Origin of the sequence: Candidatus Marithrix sp. Canyon 246 (genome assembly GCF_001723685.1) — a bacterium.
In the GTDB taxonomy this organism is placed as follows: Bacteria; Pseudomonadota; Gammaproteobacteria; order Beggiatoales; family Beggiatoaceae; genus Marithrix.
The window spans coordinates 213,683-235,374 of the sequence record NZ_MCBX01000002.1 but is presented as its reverse complement, the minus strand read 5'-3'; the positions used below and the strand labels follow the sequence as shown (position 1 = coordinate 235,374).

Here is a 21,692-nt window from a genome sequence, read left to right as displayed (position 1 = left end):
CTGGTTTAAAGCGATTAGATTTATGTATTGATTTTGCTGGTGAACGTTTTGCTTTTGAACTGAAATTAAGTAGTAAAAATGCTTTAAATGATGGTAAAACACAGCTTGTTGATTATTTGCGGCGGCTTAGTTTAGATAGTGGTTGGTTGATAATTTTTAATCGTAATGGAATTGAAGATTGGGATGCAGTGGGAAAACGAGAATGGATAGAAGAACAAGGAAAGAAAATTGAGCTTATTTGCTTGTAATATATAAAGGCAAAATTATCTCTAAAAAAGAGATAATTTAACATAAATCAAATTCTAACTTCAATACCACGCCCAGCCATTTTGTCTTTAGCCTCAGCAATAGTATATTCACCAAAATGAAAAATACTTGCCGCTAGCACAGCATCTGCTTTGCCGTCAATTACACCATCAGCAAGGTGATCTAAATTACCTACACCTCCTGATGCAATCACTGGAACATTAACAGCTTCACTAATACTGCGCGTCAAATCTAAATCAAAACCATTGCGAGTACCATCTCTATCCATACTGGTAACTAGCAATTCGCCGGCACCAAAATTTACCATTTTTTGTGCCCATTCGATTGCATCTAAGCCCGTAGCTTTACGCCCACCATGAGTAAAAATTTCCCATTTTTGTTCACTAACTTGCTTAGCATCAATTGCAACCACAATACACTGTGAACCAAAATGATCGCTAGCCTCTTTAACAAATTCAGGATTAAAAACAGCGGCTGTATTAATCGCAATTTTATCAGCACCAGCATTCAACATTGTTCTAATATCAGCCAATTTACGAATACCACCACCAACTGTCAAAGGAATAAATACTTCACTAGCCACTTGCTCTACAACATGCACTATAGTCTCGCGATCATCAGAACTAGCAGTAATATCCAAAAAAGTCAACTCATCAGCACCTTGTAGATCATAACGCTTAGCAACTTCCACTGGATCACCTGCATCGCGAATATCTACAAAATTAACACCCTTCACTACCCTGCCAGCATCAACATCCAAGCAAGGAATTATACGTTTTGCTAAACCCATTTATCTGCTAACTCTTGTGCCTTAGTAAAATTTAAACTGCCATCATAAATAGCACGCCCGGTAATAGCACCAATAATACCTTCTTGTTCTACTTTACATAATTCTTTTATATCGTCTATATTAGTAATACCACCAGAAGCAATAACCGGAATACTAATAGATTGAGCTAATTTTACTGTTGATTCAACATTCAAACCCTGCATCATACCATCACGACTAATATCAGTATATATAATAGACTCAACTCCATCTTTCTCAAAACTTTGAGCCATATCAATTACATCATGATGAGATAACTTAGACCAACCATCAGTAGCAACTTTACCATCACGAGCATCTAAACCAACAATAATATGCTCTGGAAATGACAAACACATTTCAGTAACAAAATGAGGAGCTTGAACTGCCTTAGTGCCAATAATCACATACTTGACTCCAGCACTAAGATAAGCATCTATTGTTTTCTCATCGCGAATACCACCACCAATTTGTATTGGAATCTCAGGAAAAGTTTTAGCAATCTCATGAACAATATCGGCATTTACTGGTTCCCCAGCAAAAGCCCCATTTAAATCAACAATATGAAGGCGACGCGCACCTGCTTTAACCCAACGTTCTGCCATAGCCACAGGATCGTTAGAAAATACAGTATCATCTTCCATTCTACCCTGTTTAAGCCGCACACATTGACCATCTTTAAGATCTATGGCGGGTATGATTAACATTTTTTTTGCTCCTTAAACCGATAATTTATAAGTTAAGCGACGTTTTCTATTTTTACAAGATTTGACTAGAGGCTGAAGTTCAGTTAAAGCATTTTTATAAACTTGTTTTTTAAATGCAATAACTTCATTAAGCGGCTGCCAATAATCAACCCATAACCAACTATCAAACTCTGGATTATCACATCTATCAAAACGAATAGAATTTTCATTATCTAATAAATGTAATAAATACCATACTTGTTTTTGACCTATACATAAAGGATATTGATAATAACGTATCAAATTATGTGGCAACCGATAACGCAACCATCCATTAGTAGCACCTAAAACTTGTACTTGCTGACATTTTAAACCTAATTCTTCGTATAATTCACGAAATAAGGCACATTTTGAAGTTTCATGTGCCTTAATACCACCTTGTGGAAACTGCCAAGCCTCTTGCCCAACACGCTTAGCCCATAACACTTGTCTCTTATTATTAACTAAAATAATACCCACATTCATTCTATAGCCATCTGTATCAATCATAAAATCCTCAAACCGTTCATTGATTATTATGGATATTATGATATGATCAATTATAGTGTTATGACAAGTGCTATTTTTATTTATCCAACTTATTGATCAAAGGCAAAAACTTATTTCGCCATACATCAACAGTTATTTGTCCAACATGCTTCATACGTACAATCCCTTGTTTATCAATAATAAAAGTTTCAGGAGTACCTGTAACTCCCCAATCCATACCCACAGTTCCCTTTTCATCAAAAGCATTGGCTTCATAAGGATTTCCAGTACGCGCTAATACTTGTTTAGCATCCGCTAACTTATCTTTATAAACCAAGCCATAAATAATATAACCTTGTTGTTGTAATTGCATCAATAAAGGATGTTCATAACGACAAGTTCCACACCAAGATGCCCATACATTTAATATTGATACTTTACCCAAAAAGTCTTTTTCGCTAACAGTTTGAGTCATATCATCCATTAGCGGCAAACTAAAACTAGGCGCAGGTTTATCAATTAGAGCCGAACCTAAATCGCGAGGATTTAAGCTTAATCCTTTGTATAAAAACACTCCAATTACTACAAATAATATAAAAGGTAATATATAACGTAACATTCTATTATTCCTTAGTTGGTTCTAATTCTGCTAAAGCATCTTTGGCATACTTATCACCTTGATCGGCTGCTTTGCGCAACCAATAAATTGCTTGTGTAATATCCTTCTCAACTCCTTCTCCTTTTTTATACATTGCCGCTAAATTAAATTGAGCATCGACATTATTTTGTTCAGCCGATTTACGATACCAATTTGCCGCTTCTGTAAAATTTTGTTCCACTCCTAGACCTTCTATATACATAGTACCAAGGTTATTCTGTGCCTTAATATGTCCTTGTAATGCCGCCTTTTTTAAATATTTAGTTGCTTTTACAAACTGTTCCTGATCATAATAATCCATAGCACGTTTAAAATTATGATCAGCATTATTACTAGGAAACAAATATGTCCCTACAGCTAATAACCCAATTAAGGGTAAAATGATTAGCAATATTTTTTTCATGTCAGATCTTTAATACGATAACGTTTATCAGTAGCAGATAACAATCCACCCAATACCATTAATAATCCACCAAACCAAATCCAGCGTATAAAAGGTTTATAATATATTCTTATACTCCACGCACCATCATTACCTAATGGTTCACCTAAGGCAACATAAATATCACGAGTAAAACCCCAATCAATTGCCGCTTCAGTCATAGGCATTTTTTGCACAGAATATAATCTCTTTTGTGGCTGCAATTCTGCGATCAGTTCATCATCTTTAAAGACTTTAATATTAGCTTGATCCGCTTTATAATTTGGTCCATTATAAGGAGTGATACCTTCAAAAGCAAAGTGATAACCGGCTAATTCTAAAGGTTTATATGGCTCCATACGAACATCTTTTTCAACACTAAAAGTATTAGACACTGTAACACCAACAATAAATACAGCCATTCCAATATGAGCCACAGTCATTCCATAAAAACTACGTGGCATTTTGCGACCAAATTTAGAAACCACATTTTGCACACTAGTAAAAATAATCCAAGCCGCTGCTGCTATACCGGGCACAATAGCGAAATTAATGTTCAGCATAAACGGAATCATACAAGCTATGGCTAAACTTAATACAAATGTTACCCATAAACGGCTCATTAAATTTTTAGCGGTTTTCCAGCCAGCCATCGGACCAATTCCTAACAAAAATATTAATGGAGCCATAATCCAAAAGAATACCACTGAAAAATATGGAGGTCCTACTGAAATTTTGCCCATACCTAAAGCATCCATAAATAATGGATATAAAGTTCCTAACAATACAGCGGCAGCGGCAACTACGAATAAAATATTATTAAATAGCAATAAAGTTTCTTTTGAAACCAAGTCAAAAGAACCACCAAGACCGACTTTTGGTGCCCGCCAAGCGTAAAGTAATAAAGATATACCTATTACCACAGTTAAAAATGCAAGTATAAATATACCGCGTTCAGGATCAGTAGCAAAAGCATGTACAGAAGTCAAAACTCCAGAACGAACTAAGAAAGTCCCTAATAAGCTAAGTGAAAAAGCGATAATGGCTAATAAAACGCTCCAATTTTTAAATGCACCACGTTTTTCTGTTACTGCGAGTGAGTGAATTAAAGCTGTGCCAACTAACCAAGGCATAAATGAAGCATTTTCAACTGGATCCCAAAACCACCAGCCGCCCCAGCCGAGTTCATAATAAGCCCACCAACTACCTAAAACAATTCCAAAAGTAAGGAATACCCAAGCTATCAAAGTCCAAGGGCGTGACCATCTAACCCAAGCACTATCAAGTTTGCCGCCTAAAAGTGCCGCTATAGCAAAACTAAATGCTACCGAAAATCCAACATAACCCATATACAACATAGGGGGATGAATTATCAAACCGAGATCTTGCAATAAAGGATTAAGATCGCGCCCATCTTGAGGAATAAGTGCAATTTCTGCAAAACGATCAAATGGGTTAGAAGTCAATAACATAAACAATAAAAAGCCAACACTCACAAAACCCATTACTGCAATGACTCGCACAGCCATAGTTTCTGGCAAGCGGCGACTACCAATGACAACTGCAACTGTCCAAAAACATAATATCAAAGTCCATAATAATAATGAACCTTCATGCCCACCCCAAACCGCTGAAATACGATAAGCCAATGGTAAAGCAGTATTAGAATTAGTGGCTACATAAATGACAGAAAAATCATTATAAACAAAAGCATAAATCAAACAGCCAAAAGCAATGCTCATAAAAAATAACTGTCCAACCGCTGCCGGGCGTGCGACAGCCATCCAGTTAGGAATAGTTCGTGCTGCCCCAATTAATGGGAAAATAGTTTGGACTAAAGCCAAAGATAATGCCAAAATTAAGGCAAAATTTCCAATTTCAGGAATCATATAATATTAGTTCTCCGTTTTTTTAGCCTTTTCTAAAGCATCAGCTACTTCAGGAGGCATATAATTTTCATCATGTTTAGCCAAAACTTCATCGGCTAAGAAAGTACCATCTGTTCGCATTGTTCCAATTGCTACAATGCCTTGCCCTTCACGAAATAAGTCAGGTAAGATGCCAGTATATTCAACTTTAACTGTATGCTTATAATCAGTGACACTAAATTTAATTAACAAACTATCACTAGCTCGTTGAACACTGCCTTTACTTACCATACCACCTAAACGAATAGAACGAGTAGTTGGAGCTTCACCAGCCATTACTTGAGAAGGGCTAAAAAAATATAACATATTTTCACGAAAAGCGGTAACAGCCAAAGCAACAGCGGCACTGATACCAATTAACATAATAAAAATCAGAATTAAGCGTTTCTTATGCTTTTTGTTTATAGTGATTATCACGATTTTGTCTCTTTGATTTGCGAGCTAATGTATATAACAATTTACGTTCATGTTTTAAAGGGATAATAAAATTAAGCAATAAAACCAGAAACGCTAAACCATAGCTAGTCCATACATAAAAAGCGTAACCGCTCATGTAAAAGAATTCATTTATCATTGTATTCAATTATTTTTTTTAAAATTAACCTTAATAAGTACCTTATCATAAATAATAAGTTAAATGGTCAGTTATCACCGACTCTACAATAATTATATATTATTAATATATAATGTATATGATTATTTTAAATTATGGTTTAACACTAAAAAAAACGGCTGTGAGCGAAATTTAGTCCTTGGTCTTGACCTCAAGTTATTTACTATGATAATATAATTTCTTCAATAATTTATGAGGAATATTCTCTATATGAAACACATTATAAATAAATACTTATTAGTAACATTAATAGCTGCAATACCTTATTTAGCCTACGCTGATGTACCGAACACTATTAGTTTTCAGGGCTATTTATCTGATGATTCTGGTAATGCTGTTAATGGCACTACTGATATTACTTTTTCTATTGTTGATACAGATTGGAATGAAGAACATAATAATGTCCCAGTAAATAATGGTGTTTTTAGTGTGCAATTAGGTAGTGAAACAGCATTTGGAAGTAATATTGATTTTAGTAAGGCTCCTAAATGGTTAGAAATTACATTTGAAAATGGTAGTTCACAGAGAGTCGAGTTGTCTAGTGTTCCTTATGCTTTTCATGCTAAGACAGTAGAGACCAATAATTGGCCACAAGGAAATTATTGTATATTACAAGCTGGCGGATCATGTCCAAAAGGTTTTACAGGAAATTCTGCTTATATGAGAGCTATAAGACTCTATTCTGGAAATTCCAATTATATTAAAGAATCTAAATTTGGGGATAGCAGTATTAATTGTCATGGTGGTTGTGGACAATATGGACAATGGACAGGTGAACTTCATTTAAAAGTTTGTTGTAAATAATACTGAATAATCAATATTATGCTAAATATACATATACTATTCATAATACTATTATTTATAGTAAATTCCACCCTCCATGCAGAAACACTAGATCGTCAAGTAATATCAGCAGCAGGAGGTAACATCAAAATAGGTAGCAATACCCTTCGATATACCATTGGACAAGCATTTGTCTCCACCAAATCTGCACCACAAGTCATAATAGGATTTTGGAATCAGGCAAAAAAAATATCACCACCTAAAACTCCTAAACCTAAAAAATCGCAAGCCATTTACGAATCTAAGACTCTGAGCCTAGAAAACATTTTAGTACCATTTATAAATGAATTCAGCGGTAAAGAAACAGGAGAAAAAGGTATTTTTACAGCCAAATTAGAAGAAAAAGCTAAACTAGTATTTGAACTCATACCGTGGAGTTTAAATTTTATAGGAAAATTTAGCGGTGAAGATACAAGTGCTTATATAAGCTATAATTATAAAACTAGAGAAGTTAATATACCTTGCTTGTTAACATCAACAAAAGCGACAATTGGAGATGTGGCTACAGAAGGAAAACCAAAATACTACAAAGATGTCATAATGAAACAGCGGCATCCAAACTACCCTATTTTTCATATTGATGAAATGATAGAAGTGGATAGTTGTATTTAAACATATTAGGGGCAAGTCGGGTTTTAGACCTGACAGGTTTTTAAAACCTGTCAGGTCTTGGGGCTTGTAACCAATCATGATTAATTTCTAATAATTTCAACCTTATTAGCTTGATCAAACAGCCAGTTTAAGCTATCAAATAATTTCTGTAAATTACTAGGCTCATCATTATCATCTAAAACTGAGATCTTATTCAACTGTTTTATAAACAACAGTTTTTCTCGATCAAACTTACCAAATTGCCACTCTTCACCAGTGGTAACTATTGCATAACACATTGTCGCACCTTGTGTTGATGCAGCATACATTTCGGCTAGTGCTTGTGCCCAACCTTGATCCCAATCAGCCTTTTTAGCTTCTACCACACAGATAGGAGGAATGCCAAATTCACCGCGTATATTAGTTGTAGGTGCTACTAGAAAGTCTGGAATACCAGAAAGACCATTATCAGGATCAACATTATAGCTCACATGTGACCAAACGCGAAAATTAGGATAACACTTATCAAGAACCTTTAATATAGGTTTGATAATATCTTCACAGGTAGCTGACTCTGATAGAAAACTTAAAGGATCCTTGAAGTTTTCTTGTATTTCCTCAAATTTGTAATTTGGTATATTTTTGAGAGCTAATGTTTTGACAAAAGGTTCAGTATCTGTTTTAAGCCTAAACCTTTTTGCCACCTCGATTTCACTTTTAAAATTACTAAATACCATTTTACATTATCACTTTATAGTTAATAGACGAAATATTATTCGTAAACTTCTATCATTACAAGTTAGCATATTGCTTATAAGTATAGTCATTTTAACGCTGTTACGCGATATTTTGACTTGTTGGCTACAAGTAAAGTTAGGCTGTTTATTTATACGCTTTAAAGTTAAAATTGCCATTCCTAATGCCCATAAACAAAAACGTCTAATACCCTTTTCTTGCTTTGGAATTAGTAAGATATAATCTAAAGCTTGTTTTAATTTATTATTAGCAATTACTATTAATTTGGCTAAACCTTGACCAAATGCAGGATCATATTGCTGATCTGATAAATTTTTAAGCTCAAATCCAGTTTCAGTAAATATATCTTGTGGTAGCCAACAAATTCCTCTTTGTTTATCTTCCCAAATATCCTTTAATATATTAGTCATTTGTAATCCTTGCCCAAAAGATGGTGCTAATTCTTTTAAACGAGTTTGATGTTTAGCTATTTCTGGTGAATAATCACAAAATAAATCTGTAAGCATTTCTCCAACTACACCTGCTACATAATAGCAATATTGCTCCATTTCCGATAAATTATTTATACCAGACTGTTGTTGGAATTTATTCATGCCTTTTGACATTATATTTACACAATTATATAAATAGCCTTGTTGTGAAACGCTAAATTTATGAGTAATAGAAATAATTATCGGAATATTAAATATTAATTCTTTTTCAGCTTCTAATGTATAACTAGAAAGGTAAGGATGTAACTTCTTACTTAATAACTTGGGATCAGCTTTAGCTTCAATCACTTGAACAAAGGTTTTAGAAAACTCTTGTTTTTGAGCCGCTGTTAAATTCGGTTCATCTTCTATAGTATCGACAATTCGACATAATAAATAAGCATTAGCCACTATTTCACATAATTGTGCTGGTAATTGTGGAATTGTCAGCGCGAAGGTACGAGATACTGAATTTAAAATTTTATATTGATAGCTTATTTCATCCATTTTTTTAATTTGCTACTTATAGCCTCCATGTATTAACAGCTTGTTCTGCAAGCCATGCTTGGTAATCATTTAAATTTTGCAAGTTCCATTCTTTATATTCTGCAATTTTTTTAGCTAGGGCAAACGGTGTGTTTAAGTAAAAGTCTGTTTTATCTTTAAAAGATGATCGTTTTAGTTCATCTTTACCAAGTAAAACCATATTTCCTAATCTATCTTTTATATCCTTTACACCTTCTCCAAAATACTCATACCAAGTTTGTTCAGGATGATAAGGGCAAATATGCTCTAAGCTGGTTTTTGTATAATCGACTTTATGATCTAAATAAGTTTCAATTTCTGCTAATAAAAATCTTATTTTCTTGGAATATTGACGGCTTGGTATTTTATGAAATTCAAAAGCGTTAAAAAACGCATTGTTTTCGGGATACAATTTTCTAAATTCTTCACCATTTTTAACATGGCTGGCTCTAGCATAGTCTTTATTAAAAATCTTTTGTGCTATTTGCTTATAGAGATTTTCTTGCTCATTAGGTGAATTATGACAAATTACATTATATCGAATAGATAAAACATAGATATATCTCGCTAATTTAATAAATTCTTTACAGGAAAATTTTGTAAAAGCTACCATCAAAACTATAAAAGCTTGTTTGATATTGAATAAATTTAAAGCTTCTAAGTATTTTCTCACAGCACGATAATCATCTTTTTGGCTTGCCCACCATTCATCGTGATGATTTAATAAAGAAGCATAAATCGGCGCGTATTCTGTTAAAGAACGTAAATATGCGTAAGCAGCTTCAGGAGTATTAATCAATTGTCTGAGTGCTATAAAAAGTTCTTTTTTGCTTGAGTTGTTCTTAAAATTGTGGTGACAATAAATAAAATAAGTAAAGTTATTTTCACCTATTTGTGAAACAATAGCCGACCATTCTTCATCTAAATCATCCAATCTTTCATCTATAATATCATCATTAGTGGTGATAATAGAAAAGATATGATTTTTTAATAAATCAGGTATAGATAGTTGTACTCCTCTTGAATTTAAGGTTTCAAATATTTTATAAGCATTCAAATCATCCTGCACTACGATTTTGGTAAACACCATACCACTAGTTAATCTTTCAATAAACGCTGCAATCTCAGTACCTGTAATTCCAATTGATTTACTCAAAAAAAACTCAAAGGCGTTTTTTAATAATTTATTGCTTGCAATCAATCCACGTGGATTAGGAGATTTTAACAGAGAACAAATTTCTCTATAGAAGCGATTATTATTGCGATTCAATGATAACTTACTGCTTACTTTTAATGAGACTAAATCTTTAGAACCAATAAAACGCGCTGTTATTTCTCTCAATCGTTCTTTATTTTTTTCATCATTATCTTGAATAGATCTCATTGCAGCCAATATGATTAGCGACAAAGTAACCAAGCGTTGTTGACCATCTATTACTGTAAAATCATATTGCCCTTTCTGTTGCAACACGATATAACCCATATAATGATAATGTTCATCTTTTAGAGTTTCTATATCAGCCCATAAATCCTCCCATTGTTCCTGATCCCAAGCATAATCTCGTTGAAATCTAGGTATGGTATATTTAATCCCATTAGCTACAAGCTCTTGAAATGTTTGATTAGTTGGCTCCATTAGCATAAACTTATACATTTTAATTTGCTACAATTATTAAACTATGATATGGTAACATACATGACTAGTAAATCCTTATACTTACGCCTATTACACTATGTAATACCCTATTGGCGTATTTTTGCTTTAGCAATTTTCGCTATTATTATAATGGCATTAACTGATCCAATTTTAGCCGCTTTAATTCAACCCTTATTAGATGGCGGATTTGTTGAAAAAGATCCAACTACTATAAAATTAATTCCATTATTTTTAATGTTATTAATTGTAGTTAAAGGCTTAGCCATGTTAGCTAGTAGTGTTGGTATGAAATGGATAGCGGCGCATTTAGTGATGGATTTACGCCGAGAAATGTTTCAAAAAATTTTAACATTACCCAGCACTGAATTTGATAAAACTTCTAGCGGCGTATTATTATCTAAAGTTACTTATGATGTAAATCGAGTTATGGCTGCGGCTACTGATGCTTTAGTAATCTTAATACGTGATACTTTAATTGTCATCGGCTTATTGTCATGGATGTTTTATCTCAATTGGAAATTATCCTTAATTGTATTTTCGATTGTGCCACTGATGATTTTAGTGATTCGTTTTGTTAGTAAACGACTCAGAAATATGAATACTTCCATGCAAGATGCGATGGGGCAAATGACAAGAGTGTTGGAAGAAGCTATCATTGGGCATAAACTGGTCAAAGTATTTGGCGGGCAGAAATATGAACATCAACGTTTCCATAAAGCCTCTAATCAGGTGCAACACTTAGAAGTAAAAACCCAACTAACATCAGGTTTAAGTGTATTTGTGGTACAACTACTTACTGGCTCAGCTTTAGGCATTATAATTTATATAGCAGCCGTACAATCAGCATCTGAAAATATAACTGTAGGTGCATTTGTATCATTATTTACCGCAATGGGAATGTTATTTGCTCCTATAAAACACTTAACCAAAATTAATGAACAATTACAACAAGGATTAGCGGCAGCACAAAGTATATTTACATTAATTGATCAAGTTTCAGAAACAGATCAAGCAAAAACTGAATCAATTAAAAAATTTAATGGTCAATTAACTTTTGATAATATCACTTTCAGCTATGAAGACCAAAAAATACCAGCATTACAACAAATTTGCTTAGATATTCAAGCAGGCGAAACTATAGCATTTGTAGGAAAATCAGGCAGCGGTAAAACCACAATAGCCAATTTAATCCCTAGATTTTATAACATTACTAAGGGAAATTTGTTATTAGATAATATTGATATTAAGCAATTATCCTTAGCCACATTACGGGCTAATATTGCCCTAGTAAGCCAAGAAGTAGTATTATTCAATGATACTGTAGCGGCAAATATTGCTTATGGAGCAATGGCAGGAGCCTCGCGCGATCAAATTATCCAAGCTGCAAAATCTGCCTATGCAATAGAATTTATTGAACAAATGCCACAAGGCTTAGATACAATAATTGGTGAAAGAGGAGTTAAATTATCAGGTGGGCAACGCCAACGTCTAGCAATAGCACGCGCTTTATTAAAAGATGCACCAATATTAATATTTGACGAAGCAACAGCCGCTTTAGATAATAATTCAGAATATCAAGTTCAACAATCATTAGAACAACTAAAACAAGGGCGTACAACTTTAATAATAGCTCACCGTTTATCAACTATAGTGAATGCAGATAGAATTATTGTAATGGAAAATGGTCGTATTGTTGAAATTGGCACACATAGCCAATTAATTACAAACAACGGAATTTACGCAAATTTATATAAAAATGAATTGGGAAATAGCATACAATAATCATATAGGTGGAAGAGAAGAACAACAAGATCGAATTGCCACATTTTCAACACCTGATAATCAACAACATTTATTAGTGGCTGCTGACGGTATGGGCGGGCATCAAGGCGGTAGTTTAGCATCAGAAATGGTAATTAAAACCGCAGAACTAGCTTGGCAACAATTTACGGATCAATATATTCCACATTTTTTACAAAGCCTTATTGCACAAGCACATGAAAATATTAATAAAATAGGTAAACAACATAATATTTCACCAAGAAGCACCTGCGTTTTAGCTTATATAAAAGATCAATACATCTGGTGGGCACATTTAGGAGACAGCCGCCTATATCATTTTCGTGGAACCAAATTACTAGAACGCACAAAAGATCATTCAATAGTACAACTATTATATGATTTAGGGCGTATAAAAGAACAAGAAATGGCAACACATCCCGATCAAGGCTGCCTACTCAAAGGCTTAGGTGGAGAAGATGAAGACATAGAAGCAGATTTTGGAGAAGCCAAATTACACCCCGGAGATAGCATAGTATTATGTACAGATGGTTTTTGGGAACATATAACAACTGAACAACTAGCTACCAGCTTAGAAGAAACCAATAAACCACTAAAGCCACGAATTGAACAACTAGTAACAGATGCTTTAGAAAATGGTGGTGCAGAAGGGGATAATATATCAATTATAGCGGCACAAACACAGAAAAAAGGATTTTTTGCTACTTTATTTAACTAGTATTTATAATATCATTAAATTTCAGGTATCATATATAATTTTAACAATAGGAAATTTTATTTAATGGCTACTCATAATACAAATGAATTTAAATCTGGATTAAAACTAATGCTTGACGGTGATCCTTGTTCTATTATAGAAAATGAATTTGTCAAACCGGGCAAGGGTCAAGCATTTAATCGAGTTAAAATTCGTAATCTTAAAACTGGGCGAGTTATTGAACGAACTTTTAAATCAGGTGACTCCGTAGAAGCCGCTGATGTCATGGAAACCGATATGGAATACTTATATAATGATGATGAATTTTATCATTTTATGGTTGCTGATACCTTTGAACAATATGCCGCTGATAACAATGCTGTAGGTGAAGCCAAAAAATGGCTAAAAGGTCAAGAAAAATGCGTAGTAACTCTATGGAATAATCAACCATTATTAGTAACGGCACCTAATTCAGTCGTTTTAAAAATTACAGAGACTGATCCCGGTTTACGTGGAGATACATCCAGCGGCGGCACTAAATCTGCAACCTTAGAAACAGGTGCAGTGGTGCGAGTGCCATTATTTATCAATATTGATGACTTAATTAAAGTTGACACACGCACTGGAGAATATTTATCACGCGCTAAAGAATAAAACATCCTGCGTTTCAGCAACCCTGAAACGCTTTATCGTTGCTGACGATATACATCAATACGTGCTGGTGGAAAATTACCCCAAATAATTTTATGAGATACACGTTTCAAATGATGTGGTAAAGACATACTGCGCCCAGTCAAATCATAAGTAAATTGAATTAATAAACCATTTTTAGGCAATGCTTGATCAATCTGTTTAATAATACCATGCCTAACTGCATGTGGTAATGAACGAAATGGTAAACTAGATACAATAGTAGTCACACGTTTAAAATCATCACCCAATAAATCTTCTAAATGTAAAGCATCACCATTGATTACACGTACATTTGGGCAACGTTTACGTACATGTTTTGTTAATTCAGGTGATTGCTCAATTGCAATTACACGCTCAGCAGCAATACCATTATTTAATAATGCCTCAGTTACAATACCAGTGCCACTACCTAATTCTATTACTATACCTTTTTTATCAGGTACAAAAGCTGCAATTGCATTAGCCAAATTAGGTGAACTTGACCAACAGGTGCCCATTACTCTAGGATTACGCACTGTTTCACGTGCAAATAATACCCATCCCGGTAACTCTGATTTTTTAAATGGTTTATTATCAGTTAAAGTGGATTCTCTACCGAAATTAACGAATGCTCGTGACAAACCTAATTCACGAATTTTAGCTACTACTTTTAATATATGACGTTGAATCACGCACTAATTTCCTTTATAATAATATTATGACGACTTAGTCATATTATCATATTTTAAACCATTCTCTCAAAAGCTAACAATGTAACATCATCATCAAATGGCACTTCCTTACGCCAATTTCGTAACTCTATATCTATTTTTTTTAATAAAGCATCTAAAGATAAATCATGATATTGTTCTAATAAACACATAAAGCGCGATTCTGAAAATTGCTCATTTTCACTATTCATACACTCAGTCACACCATCAGAATAAATAAAAAAGCGATCACCAATTTCTAATTGTAATTTAAAACTTTGATATTCTAAATCTGGTAACATTCCTACGGGAAATCCACCTTCACCATATAATTTAGCATTTGAACCTGAAACAAATATTGGTTTAGGATGCCCTGCTTGAGTTAAACAAACTTCACCACTATCTTTATTTATATAACCATAAATCATGGTGAAATAATTATCTAAAGAATTCTGAAACTCTTCATTTAAAGCAGCAACTATCTCTTCAGGTGCAATAGGAATATTATTATTTAACAATAAACTATTCATAATTCTATGATGCACAGTAAATGACAATAAAGCTGAACTCACTCCATGCCCTGCAACATCCAATTGATAAAAGCCTAAATATTTATCATTTAACTCAAAATAATTAAACATATCACCAGCAACAAAACGATAAGGGCAAAAAATCCAATCAAACTCAATATTGCCTAATCTACCCGGTTTGGGTAATAAAGCCTGTTGCATTTTAGCGGCAGATTCTAAATCCAGACTAATTTGATCATAAGCCTGTTGCACTTTCTGTTTACTACACTCTAAAGTTTTTTCTAATTGAATTATACGATTTCCTGCATTTAGACGCACACGTAATTCATTAATATTTACAGGTTTTAATAAAAAATCATCAGCCCCTGCTTCCATTCCTTGAATTAATGAATCTTTATCGTCTTTAGCAGTTAGCAATATAAAATAAATATAACAATGCCAATCCTGTTTATTACGAATCTTTTTACATAATTGCACTCCATCCATTAGCGGCATCATCCAATCGCTTAACACTAATTGAATATCAGTTTGTTGTTGTAAAATTTCCCAAGCCTGTTCTCCATTTTCTGCTGTTATGACTTCATAACCATATTTTTGCAGAGTCATAGATAAAATATATCGTGTATCTAAGGCATCCTCGACAAGTAAGATTTTCTTCATATGTTATAATTTAGCAATAGTCATTCCGATAAATAAAACTTATGTCTAAACTTACTGATCGTATAATTCTAGTTACAGGTGCTGGTGATGGTATTGGGCGTGCAGCGGCAAAAACATTTGCTGAACATGGAGCTACCGTTATCTTATTAGGGCGCACCATTAAAAAATTAGAAAGTCTTTATGACGAAATCGAACAAGCAGGCTATCCACAAGCGGCAATTTATCCAATAGATTTGGAAGGAGCGACACCTCATGATTATGAACAACTTGCTAATAGCTTAGATAAAGAATTTGGCAAACTTGATGGTTTATTACATAATGCAGCTATTTTAGGTACATTAACACCATTAGAATTATATGATATAAATCAATGGTACAAAGTTATGCAAATCAATGTTAATGCACCATTTTTACTTACAAAAGCTTGTTTAAACCTAATGAAACGCTCTTCAGATGCTTCAATAATTTTTACATCATCAGAAGTTGGAAGACAAGGCAAAGCCTATTGGGGAGCATATTCAGTATCCAAATTTGCTATTGAAGGAATGATGCAAATATTAGCAGATGAACTTGAATCTAATACTAAGATTAGAGTAAATAGTATCAACCCCGGCGATGTTAGAACAGCCATGTGGGCTGCTGCATATCCTGCAAAAGATAGCAATACAGTACCACCACCAGAGAAAATTATGTCACAATATCTTTATCTTATGACTTCAGATATTAATGGCAAAGCATTAAATGCTCAAGATTGAGATGGTTCAGTACGTTTACGACGACGATTACGACGTGCATAATTGTTAGAACGATTAGCATCCGTTCTTTTTATTTCCATAGAAAAATTATTGTTATTGTTATTGTTATTGTAGCGTTTTGAACGTGAACGTTTATGTGATGCCTTAGATTTAGTATTATTCTGTGACTTATTAGAATTCGTATCAGCCGCTACAATAGGATCTGACTTGGATTTTTTAGTAAAAATCTTCTTCCAAAAACGTTTAAAGGAAGATTGTTTTTTCTTCAAATCTTGACTAATTATTGGCGGTGTTGTGTGACTGACATCTTTAACAGCCGGTTCTTCTTCCGGCTTATTGGTTTTATTTTTATTATCATCCTGATAATTATATGCTTGAGATTTTTCTGGAGATGTTACTAATTTATAACTAGTATTACTAGCTTTCTCATCCATTCTAAGACGTTGTAGTGAATAATTAGGCGTTTCAAGATTAACATTAGGTATTAACAAAATATTAATTTGTTGACGCTCTTCAATATCCAAAATAGCTTGTCGTTTTTCATTCAGCAAATAAGTAGCCACTTCTACTGGCACTTCTGTAATCAGCTTATCAGTTTTTTCTTTCATCGCCTCTTCTTCCATCACACGTAAAATAGAAAGCGATAAAGATTCAACACTACGAATAGTACCTTGCCCATTACAACGAGGGCAGATATTATGACTAGACTCACCAAGTGAAGGGCGTAAACGTTGCCTAGACATTTCTAATAAACCAAAACGTGAAATACGTCCAATTTGTACTCGCGCCCTATCCATTTTTAAGGCTTCTTTCATACGAGTCTCAACTTCACGCTGATTTTTATGACTCAACATATCAATAAAATCTATAACAACCAAACCGCCTAAATCACGTAAGCGTAATTGTCTAGCAACTTCATCAACTGCCTCTAAATTAGTAGTTAGCGCAGTTTCTTCAATATCGACACCTTTAGTAGAACGCGCTGAATTAATGTCAATTGACAATAAAGCCTCAGTATGATCTAAAACAATTGCTCCACCAGATGGTAATTTGACTTCACGTTGAAACGCTGATTCAATTTGACTTTCAATTTGATAACGTGTAAACAGTGGAACCTTATCCTCATAAAGTTTAACTTTATTCAGATACTGCGGCATCACTTGCTGCATGAAAGCATAAGCTTCCTCATAAATATCTAGGTTATCAATTAGGATTTCATTAATATCTTCACGTAAATAGTCACGAATCGCACGAATAATGACATTACTTTCCTGATAAATCAAAAAAGGTGCAGGATGGGGTTGTGCAGAATTTTCTATTGCCTGCCATAATTGCAATAAATATTCTAAATCCCATTTTAATTCTTCAGCAGTTTTATTAACTCCAGCGGTACGTAAAATTAACCCCATACCAGTAGGTATTGCTAAAGTACTTAAAACTTCTCGCGCCTCACTACGATCATCACCTTCAATACGACGAGAAACACCGCCAGCTCTAGGGTTATTGGGCATTAATACTAAATAACGCCCTGCTAAACTAATAAAAGTAGTTAAAGCAGCTCCTTTATTGCCGCGTTCTGCTTTATCAACTTGTACAATTAACTCTTGCCCTTCATGAAGCAGATCCTTGATATGTAAACGTTCATTTACATCTTTTGCAGAATCAGAAGGAGTGAAATAACTACGAGAAACATCCTTCAATGGTAAAAAACCATGCCGATTTGCGCCAAAATCAACAAAAGCGGCTTCAAGACTTGGTTCAATGCGTGTTATTATAGCTTTATAAATATTGGATTTATTCTGTTTACGTGTAGTAGTCTCTATATCGAGATTATCCAATTTTTGACCATCAACCGTTGCAACACGCAATTCCTCTGGCTGAGTGGCATTTATTAAAATTCTTTTCATTAAAATTTAATCCTTTTTTTTCATGTCTGATATACTTTTCATTATGAGTATCAAACAGAAATCTGTAACTTATCTGGAAATTTCGGCAAATAAGGCTGGGCAACGTATTGATAATTTTTTATATACCCACCTGAAAGGTGTGCCAAAAAGTCATATTTATCGAATCTTGCGTACTGGAGAAGTTCGTATTAATAAGGGTCGTATTAAACCGAGTTATCGTCTTAATGCTAACGATGTTTTACGTTTACCACCTATAAAATGTCAAACTATTATCCCTAAAGTTCCTAATGCTAATCGCTTGACAGAACTAGCCAATGCTACTTTATATGAAGATGACCTTATACTAATCATAAATAAACCTAGCGGCATTGCAGTACATGGAGGTACTGGTATTAACGGTGGTGTTATTGAGGGTTTACGTGTTTTATATCCTAAAGCCCCATCTTTAGAGCTGGTACACCGTTTAGATCGCGAAACTTCTGGCTGTTTAATGATAGCCAAAAAACATAGTATGTTACGACGCTTACATAATTTGCTACGTTGTGGAGAAATACATAAACAGTATCTAGCTTTAGTACAAGGGCATTGGAAACCTCGCCGAACACAAGTAAATGCTCCATTGCGTAAAAATGTTTTAAAATCAGGAGAACGCATTGTTCGTGTTAGCCCTGATGGCAAATCTGCAATTACTCAGTTTAGCATTGAACGACAATTTGCCACAACGACTTTATTAAAAGTTAAGCTTTTAACAGGGCGTACTCATCAAATTCGTGTACATGCAGCCCATGTAGGAAATCCAATTGCAGGTGATAATAAATATGGTAATGATAGCTTCAATCAACAAATGCGCCATGATTATAATTTAAAACATTTATTTTTACATGCAAGTAAATTGGATATTGATTTACCAGAGATCAAGTATCATCTAAGTATCGAAGCACCATTACCACCATCTTTACAACAGGTTGTAAATAATTTAGATGTCAAAATATAATTTAATAGTGTTCGATTGGGATGGCACCCTGATGGATTCACAGGCACGCATCATCAATAGTATGCAAACCGCGAGTGCAGAATTAGGTATAGAACAGCGTACTTCAGACCAAATTCGTAATATAATAGGCTTAGGTTTAGAACAAGCCATTATGGTTTTATATCCTGAACTATCAGCATCAGAAAATACAAAGTTAGCAAATTGTTATCGTCATCATTTTTTTGACGCTAATGCTTTAGCATCTCCATTATTTCCGGGAGCTATTGAGCTATTGCAAGAATTACATAGCAAAGACTATTCTTTAGCGGTTGCTACTGGTAAAGGGCGTAGAAGTTTAACTGAAGCTTTAGAAGAAAATAATTTGGCTCATTTTTTTCATAGCACTCGTTGTGCTGAAGAAACAGCATCGAAACCAAATCCTTTGATGTTACAAGAAATTATGCAAGAATTAGATTTCTCAGCAGAACAAACTGTTATGATAGGTGATAGTGAATATGATTTAGAAATGGCTAATAACGCCAAAGTTGCATCAATTGCCGTGAGCTTCGGCGTACATGGTAAAAGCCGATTATTACAATATAAACCATTAACATGCATAGATAGTTTATCAAAACTATCGCAATTTATATAAGGATTACAACAAATATGTCATCAGAAAACAATTGGGAACGCGATACATTAAATCGTCTAGCCTTTGCAACGCTTAATGAGCAACGTCGAACACGACGCTGGCGTATCTTCTTTATATCTTTATTCTTTATCTATCTATTTATATCTTATATAACGATTATAAATCCTGAATGGTTACAAGATCCACATACAACATCAGAAAAGCATACCGCATTGGTTGAAATCAATGGAATAATTGCCGCTAATGCTGATGCTAGTGCTGATAACATAATTTCTGGATTAGGTAAAGCCTTTAAAGATACAAATACCAAGGCAGTTATTCTCCGTATAAATAGCCCCGGTGGTAGCCCAGTACAATCTGGATATATCAATGATGAAATTAAGCGATTACGTAAAAAATATCCAAAAATTCCATTATATGCAGTTGCTACTGATTTATGCGCCTCTGGTGGTTACTATATTGCAGTAGCAGCAGATAAAATCTATGCTGATAAAGCTACAATTATAGGATCAATTGGAGTATTGATGAGTGGATTTGGATTTGTCAAAGCAATGGAAGATTTAGGTATTGAACGTCGCTTACTAACAGCCGGCAAAAGTAAAGGTTTTTTAGATCCATTCTCACCAACTAAAGAATCTGATATTAAACATGTCAAAGTATTACTTGGAGAGATTCATCAACAATTTATTAACCAAGTCAAAAAAGGGCGCAAAAAAAGCTTGGAAGCAAAAGGTCAATCACATTTACTAGATAACCCAGAATTATATACAGGTTTAGTATGGACAGGTGAACAAGCCTTAGAATTAGGGTTAATTGATGGTTTAGCTAGTAGCAGATATCTAGCACGCGAAATTATAAAAACTAAAAAAATCAAAAACTTTACCCATGAAGATAATTTATTTGATCGCTTTGCTGAACGTATTGGGGCAACTATGGCAAATACCATTTCTGAACAGTTTAATGCAACCACATTAAAATAATGCAACAACGTAATATGATGCGTCGTGCTAATGCAGATACCTACGATCCAAAACAACGTCTCGTAGGTGGAATAACATTATTTATAATAATGTTATTAATTTACAGTAGCTTAAAGTTAGTGCTAGGATTTGCTAGCGTTCCAAAAGGCTATGTACTTGAACCTGCAAAGCAAGATGAAGAACTTGATTCTATAACAGTGGCTACTTCTACAAGCACAGCCACTAAAAAAATCAATCAAGTTCGTGCTAGTGTTACCAACAAAAGACTTCCTGCAAGTTTCGTATTTCTTGATCTTGATGGCAACGCCATGCAACCCGAGAATTTTCAAAATGTCTTTAATTCACCATCTGAGTTATATGCAGACAATGATGGCGAAACTAAATGGTACATACAAGCAGCAGCTTTTAGAAGTGAAGAACGCGCTCAAAGTTTTGCCCAACAGATTCAAGATAAAAATATTGCACCAGAAGTTTATATTATTCCTATGGGCAAATGGTTTCTGGTGCGACTTGCCCCAGAAACTGATCGTAATATAGTCAAACAACAATCTCGTGAATTGCGTAGATCCTTACACGTAAAACCAGCTATAAAAAAAATCAATTAA

Annotated in this window: 25 protein-coding genes; 11 read left to right on the top strand and 14 right to left on the bottom strand. The window is 34.1% G+C overall.

Annotated elements, in window-relative coordinates:
- A partial coding sequence (locus tag BHU68_RS17060) for a hypothetical protein (RefSeq protein ID WP_216115500.1) occupies positions 1-248 on the top strand: 248 nt, incomplete at its 5' end.
- A gap of 47 nt (positions 249-295) precedes the next feature.
- Here the strand turns inward: BHU68_RS17060 and hisF are convergent.
- The 8 genes from hisF to ccmD all read right to left on the bottom strand — a co-directional run bounded on the left by hisF (position 296) and on the right by ccmD (position 5,849).
- Positions 296-1,057, bottom strand: a complete 762-nt coding sequence (gene hisF, locus BHU68_RS02430) for an imidazole glycerol phosphate synthase subunit HisF (protein WP_069469850.1) — start codon at positions 1,055-1,057, stop codon at positions 296-298.
- On the bottom strand, positions 1,048-1,782 hold the full coding sequence (gene hisA / locus BHU68_RS02425; protein WP_069469849.1) for a 1-(5-phosphoribosyl)-5-[(5-phosphoribosylamino)methylideneamino]imidazole-4-carboxamide isomerase: 735 nt from the start codon (positions 1,780-1,782) through the stop codon (positions 1,048-1,050). The genes hisF and hisA overlap by 10 nt, the downstream gene beginning before the upstream one ends.
- Before the next feature lie 12 nt (positions 1,783-1,794).
- On the bottom strand, positions 1,795-2,310 hold the full coding sequence (locus BHU68_RS02420) for an RNA pyrophosphohydrolase (RefSeq protein ID WP_069469848.1): 516 nt from the start codon (positions 2,308-2,310) through the stop codon (positions 1,795-1,797).
- 76 nt (positions 2,311-2,386) lie between these two features.
- Positions 2,387-2,908 carry a DsbE family thiol:disulfide interchange protein gene (locus BHU68_RS02415; RefSeq protein ID WP_069469847.1) on the bottom strand — a complete coding sequence of 174 codons (522 nt, stop codon included), beginning with the start codon at positions 2,906-2,908 and terminating at the stop codon, positions 2,387-2,389.
- Positions 2,909-2,912: 4 nt separating this feature from the next.
- Entirely contained in the window at positions 2,913-3,350 is a 438-nt protein-coding gene (locus BHU68_RS02410; protein ID WP_069469846.1) for a tetratricopeptide repeat protein, read from the bottom strand.
- Positions 3,347-5,257, bottom strand: coding sequence for a heme lyase CcmF/NrfE family subunit (locus BHU68_RS02405; protein WP_069469845.1), 1,911 nt, complete (start codon positions 5,255-5,257; stop codon positions 3,347-3,349). Before BHU68_RS02405 ends, BHU68_RS02410 begins: the two co-directional genes overlap by 4 nt.
- 6 nt (positions 5,258-5,263) lie before the next feature.
- The gene (gene ccmE, locus BHU68_RS02400; protein ID WP_253181006.1) at positions 5,264-5,713 is read right to left on the bottom strand and encodes a cytochrome c maturation protein CcmE; all 450 of its coding nucleotides are present in this window, start codon (positions 5,711-5,713) and stop codon (positions 5,264-5,266) included.
- Positions 5,685-5,849, bottom strand: coding sequence for a heme exporter protein CcmD (gene ccmD, locus BHU68_RS02395; protein ID WP_253181005.1), 165 nt, complete (start codon positions 5,847-5,849; stop codon positions 5,685-5,687). Before ccmD ends, ccmE begins: the two co-directional genes overlap by 29 nt.
- A 270-nt stretch (positions 5,850-6,119) precedes the next feature.
- Here ccmD and BHU68_RS02390 point away from each other — a divergent pair, with 270 nt between their 5' ends.
- Positions 6,120-6,713, top strand: coding sequence for a hypothetical protein (locus BHU68_RS02390; RefSeq protein ID WP_069469843.1), 594 nt, complete (start codon positions 6,120-6,122; stop codon positions 6,711-6,713).
- A gap of 18 nt (positions 6,714-6,731) precedes the next feature.
- The gene (locus tag BHU68_RS02385) at positions 6,732-7,364 is read left to right on the top strand and encodes a hypothetical protein (protein ID WP_069469842.1); all 633 of its coding nucleotides are present in this window, start codon (positions 6,732-6,734) and stop codon (positions 7,362-7,364) included.
- 80 nt (positions 7,365-7,444) lie between these two features.
- Here BHU68_RS02385 and BHU68_RS02380 read toward each other — a convergent pair whose 3' ends face one another.
- The 3 genes from BHU68_RS02380 to BHU68_RS02370 are packed head-to-tail and all read right to left on the bottom strand — an operon-like array spanning position 7,445 to position 10,748.
- On the bottom strand, positions 7,445-8,080 hold the full coding sequence (locus BHU68_RS02380) for a hypothetical protein (RefSeq protein WP_069469841.1): 636 nt from the start codon (positions 8,078-8,080) through the stop codon (positions 7,445-7,447).
- A gap of 9 nt (positions 8,081-8,089) precedes the next feature.
- Positions 8,090-9,076, bottom strand: a complete 987-nt coding sequence (locus BHU68_RS02375; protein ID WP_069469840.1) for a phytoene/squalene synthase family protein — start codon at positions 9,074-9,076, stop codon at positions 8,090-8,092.
- Positions 9,077-9,092: 16 nt separating this feature from the next.
- On the bottom strand, positions 9,093-10,748 hold the full coding sequence (locus BHU68_RS02370) for a DUF262 domain-containing protein (RefSeq protein WP_216092632.1): 1,656 nt from the start codon (positions 10,746-10,748) through the stop codon (positions 9,093-9,095).
- 42 nt (positions 10,749-10,790) lie between these two features.
- Here BHU68_RS02370 and msbA point away from each other — a divergent pair, with 42 nt between their 5' ends.
- The 3 genes from msbA to efp all read left to right on the top strand — a co-directional run bounded on the left by msbA (position 10,791) and on the right by efp (position 13,902).
- Positions 10,791-12,533 carry a lipid A export permease/ATP-binding protein MsbA gene (gene msbA / locus BHU68_RS02365; protein ID WP_102135603.1) on the top strand — a complete coding sequence of 581 codons (1,743 nt, stop codon included), beginning with the start codon at positions 10,791-10,793 and terminating at the stop codon, positions 12,531-12,533.
- Positions 12,508-13,269, top strand: coding sequence for a PP2C family protein-serine/threonine phosphatase (locus BHU68_RS02360; protein WP_069469839.1), 762 nt, complete (start codon positions 12,508-12,510; stop codon positions 13,267-13,269). The genes msbA and BHU68_RS02360 overlap by 26 nt, the downstream gene beginning before the upstream one ends.
- 63 nt (positions 13,270-13,332) lie before the next feature.
- Complete coding sequence (gene efp / locus BHU68_RS02355) at positions 13,333-13,902, top strand: elongation factor P (protein WP_069469838.1); 570 nt, start codon at positions 13,333-13,335, stop codon at positions 13,900-13,902.
- Positions 13,903-13,934: 32 nt separating this feature from the next.
- Here efp and BHU68_RS02350 read toward each other — a convergent pair whose 3' ends face one another.
- The gene (locus BHU68_RS02350) at positions 13,935-14,612 is read right to left on the bottom strand and encodes a class I SAM-dependent methyltransferase (RefSeq protein WP_083234923.1); all 678 of its coding nucleotides are present in this window, start codon (positions 14,610-14,612) and stop codon (positions 13,935-13,937) included.
- Positions 14,613-14,665: 53 nt separating this feature from the next.
- Positions 14,666-15,820 carry a PP2C family protein-serine/threonine phosphatase gene (locus BHU68_RS02345; RefSeq protein ID WP_069469837.1) on the bottom strand — a complete coding sequence of 385 codons (1,155 nt, stop codon included), beginning with the start codon at positions 15,818-15,820 and terminating at the stop codon, positions 14,666-14,668.
- A 41-nt stretch (positions 15,821-15,861) separates the two neighbouring features.
- Here BHU68_RS02345 and BHU68_RS02340 point away from each other — a divergent pair, with 41 nt between their 5' ends.
- Positions 15,862-16,575, top strand: coding sequence for a YciK family oxidoreductase (locus BHU68_RS02340; RefSeq protein ID WP_069469836.1), 714 nt, complete (start codon positions 15,862-15,864; stop codon positions 16,573-16,575).
- On the opposite strand, the gene BHU68_RS02335 is transcribed toward BHU68_RS02340, so the two are convergent.
- A complete protein-coding gene (locus tag BHU68_RS02335) occupies positions 16,566-18,482 on the bottom strand; it encodes an Rne/Rng family ribonuclease (RefSeq protein ID WP_083234230.1) in 1,917 nt (638 codons plus the stop codon). The genes BHU68_RS02340 and BHU68_RS02335 overlap by 10 nt on opposite strands.
- A 22-nt stretch (positions 18,483-18,504) precedes the next feature.
- Between BHU68_RS02335 and rluC the strand changes: the two genes are divergently transcribed.
- From rluC to BHU68_RS02315, 4 genes are read left to right on the top strand one after another with little or no spacing between them, the layout of a single operon-like run.
- Positions 18,505-19,476 carry a 23S rRNA pseudouridine(955/2504/2580) synthase RluC gene (rluC, locus tag BHU68_RS02330; RefSeq protein ID WP_253181003.1) on the top strand — a complete coding sequence of 324 codons (972 nt, stop codon included), beginning with the start codon at positions 18,505-18,507 and terminating at the stop codon, positions 19,474-19,476.
- A complete protein-coding gene (locus BHU68_RS02325) occupies positions 19,463-20,107 on the top strand; it encodes an HAD family hydrolase (protein ID WP_069469834.1) in 645 nt (214 codons plus the stop codon). Before rluC ends, BHU68_RS02325 begins: the two co-directional genes overlap by 14 nt.
- Positions 20,108-20,121: 14 nt before the next feature.
- A complete protein-coding gene (locus tag BHU68_RS02320; protein ID WP_069469833.1) occupies positions 20,122-21,087 on the top strand; it encodes a S49 family peptidase in 966 nt (321 codons plus the stop codon).
- Positions 21,087-21,692: an SPOR domain-containing protein gene (locus tag BHU68_RS02315; RefSeq protein ID WP_069469832.1), complete on the top strand. Its 606-nt coding sequence runs from the start codon at positions 21,087-21,089 to the stop codon at positions 21,690-21,692. Before BHU68_RS02320 ends, BHU68_RS02315 begins: the two co-directional genes overlap by 1 nt.

Excerpts from the sequence above, each read along its gene's own strand:
- hisF (WP_069469850.1), bottom strand. The coding sequence starts at position 1,057 with ATGGGTTTAGCAAAACGTATAATTCCTTGCTTGGATGTTGATGCTGGC.
- hisA (WP_069469849.1), bottom strand. The coding sequence starts at position 1,782 with ATGTTAATCATACCCGCCATAGATCTTAAAGATGGTCAATGTGTGCGG.
- BHU68_RS02420 (WP_069469848.1), bottom strand. The coding sequence starts at position 2,310 with ATGATTGATACAGATGGCTATAGAATGAATGTGGGTATTATTTTAGTT.
- BHU68_RS02415 (WP_069469847.1), bottom strand. The coding sequence starts at position 2,908 with ATGTTACGTTATATATTACCTTTTATATTATTTGTAGTAATTGGAGTG.
- BHU68_RS02410 (WP_069469846.1), bottom strand. The coding sequence starts at position 3,350 with ATGAAAAAAATATTGCTAATCATTTTACCCTTAATTGGGTTATTAGCT.
- BHU68_RS02405 (WP_069469845.1), bottom strand. The coding sequence starts at position 5,257 with ATGATTCCTGAAATTGGAAATTTTGCCTTAATTTTGGCATTATCTTTG.
- ccmD (WP_253181005.1), bottom strand. The coding sequence starts at position 5,849 with ATGAGCGGTTACGCTTTTTATGTATGGACTAGCTATGGTTTAGCGTTT.
- BHU68_RS02390 (WP_069469843.1), top strand. The coding sequence starts at position 6,120 with ATGAAACACATTATAAATAAATACTTATTAGTAACATTAATAGCTGCA.
- BHU68_RS02385 (WP_069469842.1), top strand. The coding sequence starts at position 6,732 with ATGCTAAATATACATATACTATTCATAATACTATTATTTATAGTAAAT.
- BHU68_RS02380 (WP_069469841.1), bottom strand. The coding sequence starts at position 8,080 with ATGGTATTTAGTAATTTTAAAAGTGAAATCGAGGTGGCAAAAAGGTTT.
- BHU68_RS02375 (WP_069469840.1), bottom strand. The coding sequence starts at position 9,076 with ATGGATGAAATAAGCTATCAATATAAAATTTTAAATTCAGTATCTCGT.
- BHU68_RS02370 (WP_216092632.1), bottom strand. The coding sequence starts at position 10,748 with ATGTATAAGTTTATGCTAATGGAGCCAACTAATCAAACATTTCAAGAG.
- msbA (WP_102135603.1), top strand. The coding sequence starts at position 10,791 with ATGACTAGTAAATCCTTATACTTACGCCTATTACACTATGTAATACCC.
- BHU68_RS02360 (WP_069469839.1), top strand. The coding sequence starts at position 12,508 with ATGAATTGGGAAATAGCATACAATAATCATATAGGTGGAAGAGAAGAA.
- efp (WP_069469838.1), top strand. The coding sequence starts at position 13,333 with ATGGCTACTCATAATACAAATGAATTTAAATCTGGATTAAAACTAATG.
- BHU68_RS02345 (WP_069469837.1), bottom strand. The coding sequence starts at position 15,820 with ATGAAGAAAATCTTACTTGTCGAGGATGCCTTAGATACACGATATATT.
- BHU68_RS02340 (WP_069469836.1), top strand. The coding sequence starts at position 15,862 with ATGTCTAAACTTACTGATCGTATAATTCTAGTTACAGGTGCTGGTGAT.
- BHU68_RS02335 (WP_083234230.1), bottom strand. The coding sequence starts at position 18,482 with ATGAAAAGAATTTTAATAAATGCCACTCAGCCAGAGGAATTGCGTGTT.
- rluC (WP_253181003.1), top strand. The coding sequence starts at position 18,505 with ATGTCTGATATACTTTTCATTATGAGTATCAAACAGAAATCTGTAACT.
- BHU68_RS02325 (WP_069469834.1), top strand. The coding sequence starts at position 19,463 with ATGTCAAAATATAATTTAATAGTGTTCGATTGGGATGGCACCCTGATG.
- BHU68_RS02320 (WP_069469833.1), top strand. The coding sequence starts at position 20,122 with ATGTCATCAGAAAACAATTGGGAACGCGATACATTAAATCGTCTAGCC.
- BHU68_RS02315 (WP_069469832.1), top strand. The coding sequence starts at position 21,087 with ATGCAACAACGTAATATGATGCGTCGTGCTAATGCAGATACCTACGAT.